Below are 15,796 nucleotides of genomic sequence, written 5' to 3' on the forward strand. Positions count from 1 at the left end.
TGGCGGTGTGAACACCTTATCCGGCCTACCGTTTTCGTGTAGGCCCGATAAACGTAGCGCCATCAGGCATATTCTTATTTTACCTCTTACAGCAATTAGTTCTTCTTCCTCGCTTTTCCGCTACAATTATCAACAATTTGAATCGATAAGAGGCGGTAATGCGTCAGACGAAAACCGGTATCCTGCTGGCTAATCTTGGCACCCCCGATGCCCCAACCCCCGAAGCCGTTAAACGCTATCTTCGTCAGTTTTTAAGCGATAAACGCGTGGTCGATACTTCCCGCCTGTTATGGTGGCCACTGTTGCGCGGTGTGATCCTGCCGCTGCGCGCGCCGCGCGTGGCAAAGTTGTACCAGTCCATCTGGATGGAAGATGGCTCGCCGTTGATGGTATACAGCAGGGCGCAGCAGCAGGCTCTGGTTGCACAGTTGCCGGATACCCCCGTTGCCCTGGGTATGAGCTACGGTTCCCCCTCGCTGGAAAGTGCAGTAGATGAACTGTTGGCGAATAGGGTCGAGCACATCGTAGTTTTAACGCTTTACCCGCAATATTCCTGCTCTACGGTGGCGGCGGTGTGGGACGAACTGGCGAGAATTTTAGCGCGTAAGCGGGGCATTCCCGGTATCTCCTTTATTCGCGATTATGCCGATGACAGCGCCTATATTGATGCGCTGGCTAAAAGCGCCCGTGACTCGTTTGCACGACATGGCGAACCCGATTTGCTGCTGCTTTCATACCACGGTATTCCGCAACGTTACGCCGATGAAGGTGATGATTATCCGCAACGCTGTCGCGACACCACGCGTGAGCTGGTGTCGGCCCTCGGTATGGCGCCGGAAAAAGTGATGATGACTTTCCAGTCCCGTTTTGGCCGGGAGCCGTGGCTGACGCCCTACACCGACGAAACGCTAAAAATGCTGGCGGAGAAAGGTACCGGTCATATCCAGGTTATGTGTCCGGGATTTGCGGCAGATTGTCTCGAAACGCTGGAGGAGATCGCGGTGCAAAACCGGGAAATATTCCTCGAGGCAGGTGGTAAGAAATATGAGTATATTCCGGCGTTGAATGCCGCACCGGAACATATCGAGATGATGCTGAAACTGACGGAAGCGTACCGCTAAAGCTGCGCCCTAAAGAAATGCGCGCCATCCTGCAGGGCATCGTCGGCGGTTTTCATCATCCGCGAATAGTGCAGGAAGGCGTGCAGCATGCCGGGGTACATTTTGTACTGACAAGGCTGCTGGTGCGCCTGTAGCGTCTGATAGAGTAACCGACTGTCGTCGATCAGCGGATCGAACTCCGCACCTGCGATAAAACATGGCGGCACGTCGCGCGTCAGGTCATTGTTAAACAGGCAATAATAGGGTGATTCACGATCTTCAGTGCTACGCAGATACGCGTTCTCGTACATCTCCAGATCCTGATGAGTTAAGCCATCCCACTCTCCCCCCATCAGCCGGCGGCTAAGTGAATCGCGTAAACCGTAAAGCCCGTACCACAGCAGCACGCCTGTCACCTTGCCACATTCTATCTGCTTATCACGCAACCATAGCGCACTGGCGAGCGCCAGCATTGCGCCGGCAGAATCACCAGCAAAACCGATGTTACTCACATTAAGTGAGTACTCACGGGCGTGAAGATGGAAGTACTGACACACGGCGACAATTTCTTCGATGGCCTGCGGGAAGCGAGCCTCCGGTGACAGCGAATAGTCGATACCAATCACGGTACACTGGGTGTAGTGCGCCAGCAGACGCATAATGCGATCGTGTGTGTCGAGGTTGCCAAGTATAAAACCCCCGCCATGCAGGTAGTACAGCGTGGCCTTGCTATAGGACTGCGGCGAATAGATGCGTGTGGTAACGGGGCTTTGTGCGGTAGAAATGACACACTCTCTGGTACTCATTTGTGGACCATCGGCATTCCAGAACTGCCGTTCATGGATATAATGCTGACGTTGGGCCACAAAATCATCGGCGGCGGGCCACGGCGGCAGATCATCACGATGAAAATTCACCACGGCTTTCATTTCGTCTGAAATTCTGTCAAGTACGGGGATCTTGTTATCTGGCTTCATAAAACGCTCCTTGTGAAGGGTGATTTATTGTAGAAACTGATGCCGGATAAACTGAGATCTCACCGTCTGATATTGAAACTTATGCCTCATCGCATGCGCAGTCAGGAATGTGCTACCATGCACCGCTTAGTTAACCACCCGTAAAATCGACCATGAAATTTCCCGGTAAACGTAAATCCAAACACTATTTTCCTGTCAACGCGCGCGATCCGTTGCTGCAACAAATTCAAACTGAAAACGAGACCAGCGCAGCCTGGGTGGTCGGTATTGATCAAACGCTGGTGGATATTGAAGCCAGAGTTGATGACGACTTTGTGAAACGTTATGGATTAAGCGCCGGGCATTCTCTGGTGATTGGTGATGATGTCGCAGAAGCGCTCTACCAGGAGCTGGTACGTGAAAATTTGATCACCCATCAGTTTGCAGGTGGAACCATCGGCAACACTATGCACAACTACTCGGTGCTGGCGGATGATCGCTCAGTACTGCTGGGCGTCATGTGCAGCAATATCGAAATTGGCAGCTACGCGTATCGCTATTTATGCAATACCTCCAGCCGCACAGATTTGAACTACCTCCAGGGTGTTGATGGCCCTATCGGTCGCTGCTTCACTCTGATTGGCGAATCCGGTGAGCGTACCTTTGCAATAAGCCCCGGGCATATGAATAAGCTGCGTGCGGATAGCATTCCTGAATCAGTGATTGCCGGTGCTTCTGCGCTGGTGCTGACATCGTATCTGGTGCGCTGTGAGCCGGGTGAGCCGATGCCGGAAGCAACCATGAAGGCGATTGAGTTTGCTAAAAAGCACAATGTTCCGGTGGTACTGACCCTGGGAACGAAATTCGTTATTGCTGATAACCCGCAATGGTGGCAGGAATTCCTGAAAGAGAATGTCTCAATTTTGGCTATGAATGAAGAAGAGGCTGAGGCGCTGACCGGTGAAAATGATCCGCTACTGGCTTCTGACAAGGCGCTGGACTGGGTGGATCTGGTGCTGTGTACTGCGGGACCCGTGGGGCTGTATATGGCCGGCTTCACGGAAGATGAGGTCAAACGCAAAACTCAGCATCCGCTGCTGCCGGGGGCCATTGCCGAATTCAATCAGTACGAGTTCAGCCGCGCGATGCGCTATAAAGATTGTACGAATCCGCTGCGCGTTTATTCGCACATTGCGCCGTACATGGGCGGGCCGGAAAAAATCATGAACACCAACGGGGCTGGTGATGGTGCACTGGCTGCATTGCTGCATGATATTACTGCCAACAGCTACCACCGCAGCAATGTACCGAACTCGAGTAAACACAAATACACCTGGCTGACTTATTCATCGTTAGCTCAGGTATGTAAATATGCTAATCGCGTGAGTTATCAGGTGCTGAATCAGCATTCTCCGCGCCTGACGCGGGGTCTGCCTGAGCGTGAAGACAGCCTCGAAGAGTCTTACTGGGATCGTTAAACGAAGGGCCCGGTAGCGCTGAGTTTACCGGGCCTGCGTGTTTAACTGACTGACATCCGGAGCATTAACCCGTGACCATTTCACCGGCTGGCGGCGTTTCGATCAGTTCCAGCATCGTACGTGCAATTTCACGCTCGCCCATCACTACCTGATTGGCTCCGCGCTCGGTGATGTACTCTACTTCATCGTCATAATGTGCGCGGGCGATAATCTCAATCGTCGGGCATTTCTCACGCGATGAAGCGACAATTTCACCCGCTTCATAACCATTCGGGATCGTCAGCAACAGCCAGCGAGCACAATCCAGGTGCGCCAGATTCATAATCTCTTCGTTAGCAGCATTTCCGAGAACGGCGCGGATCCCTCGTGCACGAAGTTCATCCACGCGGGTACGAGAGGTTTCGATAACTACCAGAGGAATACCCGCTGCCATCAATTTGTCACCCAACAGACTGCCGACGCGGCCATAACCAACCAGCAGGGCATGATTACAGATATCGACCGGGATTTGTTTCTCTTCTTCGATAGCTTCTTCGAGTGTCTGCTCTTCCAGCGTTTCGGTTTTTGCGAGGTATTTTTCCAGCACGGCGAACAGTACCGGGTTGAGCATAATGGAGAGGATCGCCCCGGCCAACACCAGGTTTTGTCCGGCCTGCGGCAACAGGTTAAGCGCCATTCCCAGCCCTGCCAGGATAAAGGCGAATTCACCAATTTGCGCCAGGCTGGTGGCAATGGTTAATGCCGTGCGCTGTGAGTGACCAAACAGGCGTACCAGGAAGTATGCGGCAACCGATTTACCAAATATGATAATGGCCAGGGTACCCAGTACTGCCAGCGGCTGTTGGATCAGAACTAATGGGTCAAACAGCATCCCGACGGAAACAAAGAACAGCACAGCAAATGCATCGCGCAGCGGCAGGGTGTCGTGCGCCGCACGGTGGCTCAATTCAGATTCGTTCAATACCATTCCGGCGAAGAACGCACCAAGCGCAAAGGAGACATCAAACAGCTCCACGGCACCAAAAGCGATACCCAGGGCGAGAGCCAGTACTGATAAGGTGAACAGCTCACGTGAGCCTGTTGCGGCACTGCGGGCCATAATCCACGGCACCAGGCGACGGCCAACCAGCATCATAATCGCGATAAACGCCACTACTTTGCCGATGGTGATGCCCATATCTACGGCCAGCGAAGCAAAGCCGACATTGTCTTTTTCCAGCATTCCGGCGACGGCTGGCAGGAGAACCAGCGTCAGAACCATCATCAGATCTTCTACAATAAGCCAGCCGATGGCGATTTGCCCGCGCTGGCTGTCAATCAGTTGTCGTTCTTCAAGAGCACGCAGTAGCACCACGGTACTGGCGGTTGAAAGACACAGTCCAAAGACGATACCGACCATCAGCGACCAGCCCAGCACAGCTGAAAGCGCCATACCCAGCAGCGTCGCCACGGCTATCTGGGCGATCGCGCCGGGAATGGCGATGGACTTTACCGCCATCAAATCCTTCAAAGAAAAGTGCAGCCCGACGCCAAACATCAGCAAAATAACGCCAAGTTCCGCCAGCTCCGGCGCAAGCTTGGTATCAGCAACAAAACCAGGTGTAAATGGACCGGCCAGAACGCCCGCTAACAGATATCCCACCAGAGGAGAAATACGCAGTTTATTGGCAAGCATGCCGAATATAAAAGCGAGCACAAGGCCGCCAACAATGGTGGTGATAAGCGGGGTGGCGTGATGCATTCCGTCTCCTTTGATTGCTGTGTTGATCCTGAAAAAAACTAACTCCGGGTAATAGTTTATGACAATTTTGATGATTATGTTTATGAATAATTATTGAATTTTGATGAAAACAGGATTTTAGACATAAAAAAGCACGGATCGGAAAAGCTGAGGGGTATATTCGGGGTAAAGGCTGATGGTCTCTGTAAGTGTGAGCGGCCAAAAAGTACTTTTGGCCGCAGGAAAATCAAGCTTTATGTCGGTTATCAGGTAAGAATATGGTCAGTATCCCAAGAAGTGGAAGGAAAGCACATATTTTATAGACCAAATCGATACTGGTATGGTCGGCAACCAGCCCCAACACCGCAGCGCCGAGGCCCCCCATGCCAAAGGCAAATCCGAAGAATAGCCCAGAAACCATGCCGATACGCCCTGGAAGTAGCTCCTGCGCATAGACCAGAATGGCCGAAAAGGCCGATGCGAGGATAAAACCAATAATCACGGTTAAAATCCCGGTCCAGTGGAGCGTTGCATAGGGTAAAACGAGGGTAAATGGCGCTACACCAAGGATAGAGCCCCAAATAACATATTTTCTGCCAATCTTATCGCCTAATGGTCCACCAATAACCGTTCCGGCCGCAACGGCAAACAGGAAAGCAAACAGGTGAAACTGGGCATTTTGTACCGATAATCCGAATTTTTGCATCAGATAAAAGGTGTAATAGCTGCTGATGCTCGCCATATAGAAGTATTTGGAGAAAATCAGCACCAACAGAATGCCAACGGCCAACACCACCTTATTACGTGGTAGTGGATTCACAATAGCGACTTTCGGCTTACCTTTACTCATTCGATGCTGTGCTGCATACCAGCGGCTGATTTGCGCCAGTACCACAATCGCTAATAATGCCGCCAGAACAAACCACGCCACATTACCTTTTCCATATGGCGCGATGATGACAGCCGCCAGTAAGGGCCCCAGAGAGCTCCCGAAGTTGCCCCCGACCTGGAAGATCGACTGAGCAAGTCCATGGCGACCACCGGAGGCCATACGCGCCACACGGGACGATTCTGGGTGAAATACCGATGAACCGGTACCGACCAGCGCTGCGGCAAGCAACACCATGTGGAAACTGCCCGCCATGGCCAGTAAGACGAGCCCGCTGAGTGTGAAGCACATTCCAATGGGGAGCGACCACGGCATCGGGTATTTATCCGTCCAGTAGCCGACAACAGGCTGAAGCAGAGAGGAGGCCAGCTGGAAGGTTAGAGTAATCATCCCGATCTGCATAAACGTCAGCGAGAACTCTGACTGCAACAGCGGGTAAATCGCCAGGATCAGCGACTGAATCATATCGTTAAGCAGGTGGGAGAGGCTGATGGCACCTAAAATGCCAAATGAGGTGCGTGCTTTTTGCGACGGCGCAGCGGAGCCGGGGATCGGTTGAGCGGTTTGATTCGTTGCCATAGGTTCACTTCAATGATTATTAGAGGGTGCAGATGAAATTATTATCCGACTAACATACCTGCGGTTGGTGTTTGAAGGAAGTCTCATTTCTGAAAACATTTTCGGCTATTATTTCATATCATTGTAATTTCAGCGGTTGATATTGAGTCAGGGAGAGAAACATGAAATTTTTGCAACGGGGCGTGGCGCTGGCGTTATTGGCCGCATTTGCGGTGGCAGGTCAGCCTGCTCAGGCTTACGAAAAAGATAAAACCTACAAAATTACTATTCTGCATACCAACGATCACCACGGCCATTTCTGGCGCAGCGAATATGGTGAATACGGACTTTCAGCGCAAAAAACGCTGGTGGATGGCATTCGTAATGAGGTTGCTGCAGAAGGCGGTAGCGTACTGCTGTTATCCGGCGGCGATATAAATACCGGCGTACCGGAGTCTGATCTCCAGGATGCGGAGCCTGATTTTCGTGGTATGAACCTGATTGGTTATGACGCAATGGCGGTGGGAAACCACGAATTTGATAATCCATTGACCGTATTGCGACAGCAGGAAAAATGGTCAAAATTCCCGTTTCTTTCTGCCAATATTTACCAGAAAAGTACCGGTGAGCGTTTATTCAAGCCGTGGGCCATTTTTAAGCGTCAGGATTTAAAAATTGCCGTTATTGGTCTGACTACTGACGATACGGCGAAAATTGGTAACCCGGAATTTTTCACCGATATTGAGTTTCGTAAGCCTGCGGACGAAGCCAAACTGGTGATCCAGGAACTCAATATGGGTGAAAAGCCAGATGTCATTATTGCTACCACACATATGGGGCATTATGACAACGGCAACCATGGTTCAAACGCTCCAGGTGATGTGGAAATGGCGCGCAGCCTGCCTGCGGGAGCGCTGGCGATGATTGTGGGTGGTCACTCACAGGATCCAGTGTGTATGGCGTCGGAGAATAAAAAGCAGGTTGATTACGTGCCGGGAACACCATGTGCGCCAGACAAGCAAAATGGTATCTGGATTGTACAGGCGCATGAGTGGGGGAAATATGTTGGTCGTGCAGACTTTGAATTCCGTAACGGCGAAATGAAAATGGTGAACTACCAACTTATTCCGGTAAACCTGAAGAAAAAAGTCACCTGGGATAACGGTAAAAGTGAGCGCGTACTTTACACCCCGGAAATCGTTGAAAATCAGCAGATGCTCTCTCTGCTGACGCCTTTCCAGAATAAAGGCAAAGCGCAACTGGAAGTTAAAATTGGTAGCGTAAATGCGCGTCTCGAAGGTGACCGTAGCAAAGTGCGGTTTGTGCAGACCAATATGGGGCGTTTGCTTCTGGCCGCACAAATGGCGCGTACCAGCGCTGATTTTGGTGTGATGAGCGGGGGGGGAATTCGTGACTCCATTGAAGGCGGTGATATTACTTATAAGAGCGTGCTGAAGGTACAACCGTTTGGCAACATAGTGGTGTATGCCGATATGAGCGGTAAAGAGGCCATTGACTATCTGACCGCGGTAGCGCAAATGAAGCCTGACTCCGGTGCTTATCCTCAGTTTGCTAACGTCAGCTTTGTGGCGAAAGACGGCAAGCTGAATGATTTGCAGATCAAGGGCGAACCTGTTGATCCGGCAAAAACCTATCGCATGGCAACGCTAAGCTTCAACGCCACGGGGGGAGATGGGTATCCGCGAATTGATAACAAACCGGGATACGTGAATACCGGGTTTATCGATGCGGAAGTGCTGAAAGAGTTCGTACAGAAGAATTCACCGCTGGATGCCAGCGCGTATGAACCGAAAGGTGAAGTGAGCTGGCAGTAACAGGGCTATTTTGTTCGCCATTTTGAACCCGGGCACTGCTCGGACAGAATGTGCAGAGTTGCGCCCTGTATCAGTAGCAGGCCCGGTAAACGTTGCGTTACCGGGCAAAAGAGAGTTAGTCACGACGTGCGATATCAGCGAATTTAGCATCCAGAATTTTTGCCAGATCGCTTGCGGCCAGTTCGATGTCCAGCCCGCGTTTACCACCGGAGACATAAATGGAGTCAAAGGTTTGGGCTGGTGCATCGATCACCGTAGGCAGGCGTTTTTTCTGTCCCAGCGGACTAATGCCGCCAACCAGATAGCCGGTAACGCGCTGTGCGACCATGGGGTCGGCCATATCGACTTTTTTAGCCCCTAGCGCTTTCGCGACTTTTTTCAGATCCAATTGTCCGGCGACCGGCGTGACGGCGACCGCCAGCTGTTTCATATCGCCATTCATAGCAACCAGCAATGTCTTGTAGACCTGATCTGCATTCAGACCTAATTTACGTACCACTTCGTCGCCAAAGTTTGTCTCCGACGGATCGTGATCGTAGGCGTGGATCTGAAAAGAAATCTTGTTTTTTTCGAGTAATTTAACGGCGGGTGTCATAGCAATTATTCCTGACTAACACTAAATACGCTTTAAGCATACGCCTGATGATGGTGTAAAAAATAGTACCATCTTGCGCAATAGTATTGGCAGGATGCTGACTTTGAGCGACAATCAACCTGGATCGATGCATTAAGCATCGGCATAATAATAACGATGAAATTCCTCTTTGACGGGCCAATAGAAATATTGGCCATTTTTTTATCGTAACATCTCCGGCAAATTTCCTTCTCCATATAGATGAAGCGCGCCCACAGCCACCACATAGCGGCCAGCTGGCATTGCACAGAGTCGATCCCGCCAGGCTTCATTTCGCTGGTGCATCAGTACGTCATACAACGACTGGCTGAAGGTATTGGGTAGCTTAAGATCGCTATTCTCCGGTGGCGTTTTTAGCCACCACCCCATCATCTGTTGCAGCAGTCTGGCGTTGGTATGCCAGTGTGTCAGGGTGTCGTCCAGTAAAGCCAGACCATTATCCGGTAACTGACACAACAGATCGATTTGGCTGGAGGCGCCTTCCAGCTCAACGATTGGCCTCTGCTCCCGTTTTGCCGCCTTTAGCAACTGGTAATCAATTCCGTATTCTGCTCGTAGCCCCAACTGTTGCGCTTGTGTTGCCTGTAGCACCATAGCGATTTGCCATAACGGTTGAGTCGAAAAGAGGGAAGGGGAAATACCCAGTTCATCGGTAATTTTATGCAGTTGCTGACGTTGATCTTCACTTATCCGCTCGTCAAGCGGCGCAAAGGAGGGGAGATCGCTAAAAGGGGAATCGTTGCCGGAAACGTCGGCTTCAACGATCAAGGCATCTGCTTGCCGAAGTTTTTTGAGCAGTTTTGCCGGGAGTGGGGCCATATCGCGGGTGCCCATATGGATACTACCCACGAGATGAAAATGGCGATTGCCGGGCAAAGAGATGTCAATGGCAGGCCAGGTATAATGGTTGCCGCGTAGTGCAGACCATAATGCTTTTACCCGGTATAACAGATCCATACGACCTCCCGTTGAAAAATCTCATGCTAGCGCGTGGTCATGGAAGGTGCAATGAGTGAAATGCCGGATACGTGTTGCTAATGGTATCCGGCAAGGCGATTACTCTTTGGGTTTAAAGCGCAGTAATCGGTTAGCGTTGCTCACTACGGTAATCGAAGAGAGCGCCATCGCAGCACCGGCAACCACAGGATTAAGCAAGGTTCCGGTGAAGGGCCACAAGATCCCGGCGGCAACGGGGATGCCGATGCTGTTGTAGATAAATGCGCCGAGCAGGTTTTGTTTCATGTTACGCAGCGTCGCCCGCGAGATTGACAGCGCATCCGCAACGCCCATCAGACTATGGCGCATTAGCGTAATTGCTGCGGTTTCAATGGCGACATCGCTACCGCCACCCATCGCAATCCCCACATCGGCCTGGGCCAGTGCGGGTGCATCGTTAATACCATCACCAACCATGGCAACCTGACGCCCCTGGCTTTGCAGGCGTTTAATCGCATCGGCTTTGCCGTCAGGCAGGACGCCCGCAATCACTTCATCAATACCCGCTTCTTTAGCAATGGCGTTGGCGGTGGTCGGGTTATCCCCTGTGAGCATTACCAGACGATACCCAGCGCGGTGCAGACGCTGAAGTGCCGCCACGCTGTCACTGCGCAGTGGGTCACGTACTGCCAGCAGAGCTGCCGCTTTCCCGTCAATGGCCAACAGCACAGGGGTTGAACCCTGAGAGGCCTGTGCTGTGATTTCGGCGTCCATTGCTGTGGTGACAACCTGTTGTTCATTGAGCAGGGCCTGGTTCCCCAGAAGTAGTGAATGACCTTCCGCTTCGCCGCTGACCCCTAATCCGCGCAGCGTTCTGAAGCCATTCACCTGTGGCAGCACGGCATCACCGGCTTTGTCCAGAATTGCGCGGGCCAGCGGGTGGCTGGAACCCTGTTCAAGGGCCGCTGCCAGACGTATCACCTGAGCTTCATCGATATCACCGAACATTTTGATGGCAACAACCTGCGGTTTACCTTCGGTCAGCGTCCCGGTCTTATCAAACACGACGGTATCAAGTGTGCTGGCACGTTGTAGTGCATCGGCATCACGTACCAGGACGCCAAACTCTGCGGCACGACCGACACCCGAAATAATCGACATCGGCGTTGCCAGGCCCAGCGCGCAAGGGCAGGCGATAATCAGTACGGTGGTGGCAATGACCAGCGTATATACAATCTGCGGCGCCGGACCGAAGAAGTACCATATAGCGGCACTTACCAGTGCGATGACCACCACAACCGGCACAAATACGGAGGAGATTCTGTCGGCAAGTTTGCCAATTTCTGGCTTACTGCTTTGTGCCTGACGCACCATGCGAATAATGCGTGACAGCGTGGTGTGACTGCCAACGGCACTGGCGCGGAACAGTACACTGCCATCCTGAACCACGGTACCCGCGTGGACACTGTCACCTTCTCCTTTTTGTTGCGGGATCGGCTCACCGGTCAGCATGGCTTCATCCATCCAGGCTTCACCCTGGGTGATTTCGCCATCTACCGGAACACGGTCGCCAGTGGTCAGGCGCAATAGCATTCCTGTTTGAACATCTGCCAGAGGGATACTTTTTTCACCTTCCTCAGTGACCACGCGTGCTGTTGGTGGGGTGAGGTCGAGCAGTTTTTCCAGTGCTTTAGAGGAGCGCTGACGAGCGCGCGCTTCCAGCATATGTCCGAGGTTAATCAGACCAATAATCATCGCACTGGCTTCATAATAGAGGTGTCGCGCTTCCATCGGGAACCATTGTGGCCAGAGGTTAACGCTCATGGAATAGAGCCATGCCACACCTGTACCCAGCGCCACCAGCGTATCCATTGTCGCGGTGCCGTTCATCAGGCTTTTCCACGCGCTGCGGTAAAAATGGCCGCCTGCAAATACCATTACGGCGAGCGTGGCGAGGCCAATTACCAACCACAGGCTGCGGTTGTCGGCGGTGACCATCATGTTATCGCCAATCATTCCCCATACCATGACAGGTATGCCCAGCAGTAGTGCGACCGCAGCCTGCCAGCGAAAGCGTTTCATAGTGGCAACGGCTGTTTCCTGCTGGCGCTCACGACGTTTAACATCATCTTCAATGGCTTCTGCGCCGTAGCCCGCTTTTTCCACGGCCTGAACTAATTGTTCGGCGGACGCACTGCCCATGACCAGCGCAGTACGTTCCGCCAGGTTTACCCGTGCCTGCGTGACGCCCGGTACGTTTTGCAACGCATTTTGTACACGAGAGACACAGCTGGCGCAGCTCATGCCGCTTAACAGCAACTGTTGGCTGTCATCTTCAGCCGTAGCTGCCGGAAGCTCAGGAGGGACCGCTGCCAGCGCTTCCGACGGGATTGATGACTCCGCCAGCGGTTTAGCCTTTGGGTGGCTTAACTCTGCGCCATAACCGGCTTGCTTGATGGTTTCAATCAGTGCTTCAGCGCTGGCGCTACCAGTGACGTGCGCTTCAGTCACGGTGACATCCGCTTGCTCAACGTCCGGACGTTGTTCCAGGCTTTCTTTTACGCGTTTAACGCAATGACCACAGGACAAACCGTCCAGGGTCAGGTCGATCGTTTGAGACATAACAAACTCCTTTCTTACGGGATTAACTGACTGTGATAAAGGTTAAACCTTCCAGCAAGGGGAAGGTCAAGGGAGTTTTTAGAAAAGATGAAAAAAGGCAGAAAGTCGGGAACGCAGCGACCGGCGTTCCCGGTAAGTTATTGATTGAGGACGATGAGTGGCGTTTGATTTGCCGGTTCATTTATCACCGTGAGATCGGCGCCGTAAAGCGCATTCAACGGCTGCTGTTTCAGTACCTCCTGCGGGCTGCCGTTATCGACTATCTTGCCGTGTTCCATCAGCACGACACGGTCGGCATAGCGTGCAGCAAGATTGAGATCATGCAGTACGCAGCAGACATTAAACTGCCGTTCACGTACCAGATGCCGCAGTAAACGAAAAAGGTGCTGCTGGTGGTGAATATCCAGTGCTGAAGTAGGTTCATCCAGAAACAGCCACTTTGGTGCAGGTTCCGGCTCCCAAAGCTGTACCAGCAGACGCGCTAACTGTACTCGCTGCTGCTCTCCTCCCGACAAGTGTCGATAGTCGCGGGTAGCCAGGTTCTGGCAATCACATAAGTTCATGATATGGTCAGTTTCATCACCCGTGTTGCGCGTGCGATACGGATGCCTGCCCATACGAATGACTTCCTGAACGCTAAACGGGAACGCCATATGGCTGTTCTGGCGCATCACCGCGCGAGTTTTTGCCAGCTCGGTTATTGACCATTCATTCAGCGGTTTGCCGAGCAGCGAGCAGCGTCCACTTTGTGGCTTCAGATAACCCGTGAGCTGACGCAACAACGTTGATTTCCCTGCTCCATTGGGACCAAGTATGGCGATGATTTCGCCGCCTGGTAGCGTCAGAGAGACGTTATCAGTGAGTCGACGCCCATGAATGCTGTAAACCAGATTCTCGGCGATAATCATGACACCCTCCGGCTGCGCAGTATCAGCCACAGAAAATATGGCCCGCCAATCAGGCTGGTCAACAAACCGACGGGCATTTCTGCTGGCTGCACCAGTGTACGGGCCAGGGTGTCGGCAACCAGTAATAAACATGCGCCTGCCAGTGTGGAGCAGGGAATAAGCCAGCGATGATCGGCACCAGTGGTCATTCTGATCAGATGTGGAATCACCAGACCAATAAAGCCGATCACTCCGCTTACCGAAACGGCTGCGCCCACCAGCAGTGAGCTTAGCAACAGCAGTTGTTGCCGTTTACGTTTTACGTTCACTCCCAGGTAGTGTGCCTCTTCATCACCTAACTGCAGCAAATTTAGCGTTCCGGCGAGACAGGCGGTTACCGCAACGGCAGGAAGCACAAAGGAGCTGGCTACCAGCAGCGTTGGCCACTGCGCCTGCCCGAGATTACCCATCATCCACAGTGTCAGCTGGCGTAACTGCTGTTCATCGCCAATGTAACTCAGCACGCCGATTGCCGCGCCGCACAGGGCATTGATGGCGATCCCGGCTAACAGCAGTTGCATCATACCGCCGTGGTGGTGGCGCTGGCTTATCAGGAAAATTATCGTGCAAACCACCATGCTGCCTGCAACGGCAAAAATCATCTGCTCATACAGCACCAGCACAACAGGGAACGAAAACGGAATCACAATCGCGATGCCAACCATCAGCGCAGAGCCACTGCTGACGCCCAGCAGACCAGGGTCGGCCATCGGATTGCGAAAAAGTCCCTGCATGATGACACCTGCTGTTGCCAGCGCACCACCAACGAGGACGGCCAGTAAGACGCGCGGCAGGCGAATATTTAACCAGATATCACGATATTCTTCATCGAACAGAGCGCTGAAGCTAATGTTCAGCGCTCCCTGGCTGGCACCGAAAAGCATCAGCGCGAGCAATAATAGTGACAGGCCCGTCAATATGCTGACGGACGAAAGTGAGTCCTTGAGCACGCAAAACTCCATAACGTCTTTGCGGCGCGGAGCTCCCGCGCCGCGAGGGGATTACGCAGGTTTCAATTCAGGTTCAACCAGACTGTAGATCTGATTGTTAAGTGCAGGCGCATTGGCCAGTTCGCGAATATGTGCGGCAACATCCGCACGCATTACAAACCCGTGGCACTCCTGGCCTTGTATTCGCTGCGCCTTGCCTGTTGCTTCACCATTAAGCAGTCCGCCAGGGCGGAGAATGGCGTAGTCCAGTTGACTGGTTTGCAACCAGCTTTCAGCCAGCGATTTTTCCCGTACGGCCTGACCAAAGGCGGCCTTTGCCCGGGCGGATAAAAAAGGCCAACTGTCACCGCAGCCCAGCGATGTCACGAGGATCATCCGTTTGATGCCCGCTTTCTCGGCTTCATCAATCACGGTTCTGTGCGCCAGATAATCCTGAGCGCCGCCCATTGAGGAGATCAGCGTGGCATGTGGACCTGCAGCACGGCAGGCGCAGGCGACTACCTGGCTATCGCAGGCATCGCCAATAAAAACCTGCACACCTCTTTCCTGTAATCCGGCAGCAACCTGTGCGTTGCGAATAACAGCAATCACCGGGCGTTGTTCTGCCAGCGCCAGTTCAAGTGTTTTTGCTCCGACACCGTTACCACCCGCGCCGAAAATAAGCCATGGAGACATCAGGCAAGTTCCTTTAGCGTTGAAGCCAGCGCGTGAAAGGCGCTGACCTGTTCGGCCAGTAGCTGGCGATGCTCATCCCTGCCGAGGAATATCTTGAACATTGCGCTACCCGCCTGGTTAAAGAAGAGGATGGACGCGGTGTCCATACCCATAAATTTGCGTTCAATCAGGGCAATATGCGTGCAGTTTTCTGCCTTGATATGACCGGTCATTCCTTTTTTCCCGCGCAGGTTGAAGTAGCCGTGACGGTGAAATCCGGATGGCAGTTCGCCAGTGAATTCCAGAATGACATCAGCAGTATGGACCAGGGTTGTGACTTTTCCCCACTCGCTGACCGTTTCCCAGACGGTATCAAACTTATCGCCGGAAACCAGCGTCAGGGAAGGGAGGTTTTTCACTACTTCCAGCAGCGTGGTGTTGTACTGGGCGGCGATGGCTTCCAGCGTACCGTCCGGCTCAGTTTTTAAAAAATCCTGTAAAGAGACATGGCTCATAA

The 15,796-nt window shown here is 52.6% G+C and carries 13 protein-coding genes; 3 read left to right on the top strand and 10 right to left on the bottom strand.

Features of this window, described 5'->3' with window-relative positions:
• Window positions 1-158 precede the first annotated feature (158 nt).
• Window positions 159-1,121: a ferrochelatase gene (hemH, locus tag OGX98_RS07980; RefSeq protein ID WP_286595084.1), complete on the top strand. Its 963-nt coding sequence runs from the start codon at window positions 159-161 to the stop codon at window positions 1,119-1,121.
• Here hemH and aes read toward each other — a convergent pair.
• Window positions 1,118-2,077 carry an acetyl esterase gene (aes, locus tag OGX98_RS07985; protein ID WP_200012215.1) on the bottom strand — a complete coding sequence of 320 codons (960 nt, stop codon included), beginning with the start codon at window positions 2,075-2,077 and terminating at the stop codon, window positions 1,118-1,120. The two genes, hemH and aes, sit on opposite strands and share 4 nt — an antisense overlap.
• 152 nt (window positions 2,078-2,229) lie before the next feature.
• On the opposite strand from aes, the gene OGX98_RS07990 reads away from it, so the two are divergent.
• On the top strand, window positions 2,230-3,534 hold the full coding sequence (locus OGX98_RS07990; RefSeq protein WP_045440663.1) for an inosine/guanosine kinase: 1,305 nt from the start codon (window positions 2,230-2,232) through the stop codon (window positions 3,532-3,534).
• Window positions 3,535-3,598: 64 nt separating this feature from the next.
• Here the strand turns inward: OGX98_RS07990 and ybaL are convergent, their stop codons facing one another.
• Together ybaL and OGX98_RS08000 are read right to left on the bottom strand one after the other, a co-directional pair.
• A complete protein-coding gene (gene ybaL, locus OGX98_RS07995) occupies window positions 3,599-5,275 on the bottom strand; it encodes a YbaL family putative K(+) efflux transporter (RefSeq protein ID WP_045440666.1) in 1,677 nt (558 codons plus the stop codon).
• Between the two features lie 226 nt (window positions 5,276-5,501).
• The gene (locus tag OGX98_RS08000) at window positions 5,502-6,722 is read right to left on the bottom strand and encodes an MFS transporter (RefSeq protein WP_045440668.1); all 1,221 of its coding nucleotides are present in this window, start codon (window positions 6,720-6,722) and stop codon (window positions 5,502-5,504) included.
• Between the two features lie 161 nt (window positions 6,723-6,883).
• Between OGX98_RS08000 and ushA the strand changes: the two genes are divergently transcribed.
• Window positions 6,884-8,536, top strand: a complete 1,653-nt coding sequence (ushA, locus tag OGX98_RS08005) for a bifunctional UDP-sugar hydrolase/5'-nucleotidase UshA (RefSeq protein WP_048221930.1) — start codon at window positions 6,884-6,886, stop codon at window positions 8,534-8,536.
• Between the two features lie 115 nt (window positions 8,537-8,651).
• On the opposite strand, the gene ybaK is transcribed toward ushA, so the two are convergent.
• The 7 genes from ybaK to hutX all read right to left on the bottom strand — a co-directional run bounded on the left by ybaK (window position 8,652) and on the right by hutX (window position 15,794).
• Window positions 8,652-9,131 (bottom strand): Cys-tRNA(Pro)/Cys-tRNA(Cys) deacylase YbaK, encoded by a 480-nt coding sequence (gene ybaK, locus OGX98_RS08010; RefSeq protein WP_045440673.1) that lies wholly within the window; start codon window positions 9,129-9,131, stop codon window positions 8,652-8,654.
• Window positions 9,132-9,332: 201 nt separating this feature from the next.
• The gene (locus OGX98_RS08015; RefSeq protein ID WP_048221929.1) at window positions 9,333-10,127 is read right to left on the bottom strand and encodes a TraB/GumN family protein; all 795 of its coding nucleotides are present in this window, start codon (window positions 10,125-10,127) and stop codon (window positions 9,333-9,335) included.
• 99 nt (window positions 10,128-10,226) lie between these two features.
• Window positions 10,227-12,728, bottom strand: a complete 2,502-nt coding sequence (gene copA, locus OGX98_RS08020; protein ID WP_286595085.1) for a copper-exporting P-type ATPase CopA — start codon at window positions 12,726-12,728, stop codon at window positions 10,227-10,229.
• A gap of 137 nt (window positions 12,729-12,865) precedes the next feature.
• Window positions 12,866-13,636: a heme ABC transporter ATP-binding protein gene (locus tag OGX98_RS08025; protein WP_045440679.1), complete on the bottom strand. Its 771-nt coding sequence runs from the start codon at window positions 13,634-13,636 to the stop codon at window positions 12,866-12,868.
• Window positions 13,633-14,625, bottom strand: coding sequence for a FecCD family ABC transporter permease (locus OGX98_RS08030; protein ID WP_045440681.1), 993 nt, complete (start codon window positions 14,623-14,625; stop codon window positions 13,633-13,635). The genes OGX98_RS08025 and OGX98_RS08030 overlap by 4 nt, the downstream gene beginning before the upstream one ends.
• 51 nt (window positions 14,626-14,676) lie before the next feature.
• Window positions 14,677-15,300 carry an anaerobilin reductase gene (gene chuY / locus OGX98_RS08035; RefSeq protein WP_225760595.1) on the bottom strand — a complete coding sequence of 208 codons (624 nt, stop codon included), beginning with the start codon at window positions 15,298-15,300 and terminating at the stop codon, window positions 14,677-14,679.
• Entirely contained in the window at window positions 15,300-15,794 is a 495-nt protein-coding gene (gene hutX, locus OGX98_RS08040) for a heme utilization cystosolic carrier protein HutX (RefSeq protein ID WP_045440686.1), read from the bottom strand. The genes chuY and hutX overlap by 1 nt, the downstream gene beginning before the upstream one ends.
• Window positions 15,795-15,796 lie beyond the last annotated feature (2 nt).

The organism is Citrobacter sp. Cm046 (assembly GCF_030333065.1).
GTDB lineage: Bacteria > Pseudomonadota > Gammaproteobacteria > Enterobacterales > Enterobacteriaceae > Citrobacter > Citrobacter murliniae.

Coding starts and splice junctions, on each gene's coding strand:
- ybaL (WP_045440666.1), bottom strand. CDS start 5,275: ATGCATCACGCCACCCCGCTTATCACCACCATTGTTGGCGGCCTTGTG.
- OGX98_RS08000 (WP_045440668.1), bottom strand. CDS start 6,722: ATGGCAACGAATCAAACCGCTCAACCGATCCCCGGCTCCGCTGCGCCG.
- OGX98_RS07990 (WP_045440663.1), top strand. CDS start 2,230: ATGAAATTTCCCGGTAAACGTAAATCCAAACACTATTTTCCTGTCAAC.
- chuY (WP_225760595.1), bottom strand. CDS start 15,300: ATGTCTCCATGGCTTATTTTCGGCGCGGGTGGTAACGGTGTCGGAGCA.
- OGX98_RS08015 (WP_048221929.1), bottom strand. CDS start 10,127: ATGGATCTGTTATACCGGGTAAAAGCATTATGGTCTGCACTACGCGGC.
- aes (WP_200012215.1), bottom strand. CDS start 2,077: ATGAAGCCAGATAACAAGATCCCCGTACTTGACAGAATTTCAGACGAA.
- ushA (WP_048221930.1), top strand. CDS start 6,884: ATGAAATTTTTGCAACGGGGCGTGGCGCTGGCGTTATTGGCCGCATTT.
- hemH (WP_286595084.1), top strand. CDS start 159: ATGCGTCAGACGAAAACCGGTATCCTGCTGGCTAATCTTGGCACCCCC.
- hutX (WP_045440686.1), bottom strand. CDS start 15,794: ATGAGCCATGTCTCTTTACAGGATTTTTTAAAAACTGAGCCGGACGGT.
- OGX98_RS08025 (WP_045440679.1), bottom strand. CDS start 13,636: ATGATTATCGCCGAGAATCTGGTTTACAGCATTCATGGGCGTCGACTC.
- ybaK (WP_045440673.1), bottom strand. CDS start 9,131: ATGACACCCGCCGTTAAATTACTCGAAAAAAACAAGATTTCTTTTCAG.
- copA (WP_286595085.1), bottom strand. CDS start 12,728: ATGTCTCAAACGATCGACCTGACCCTGGACGGTTTGTCCTGTGGTCAT.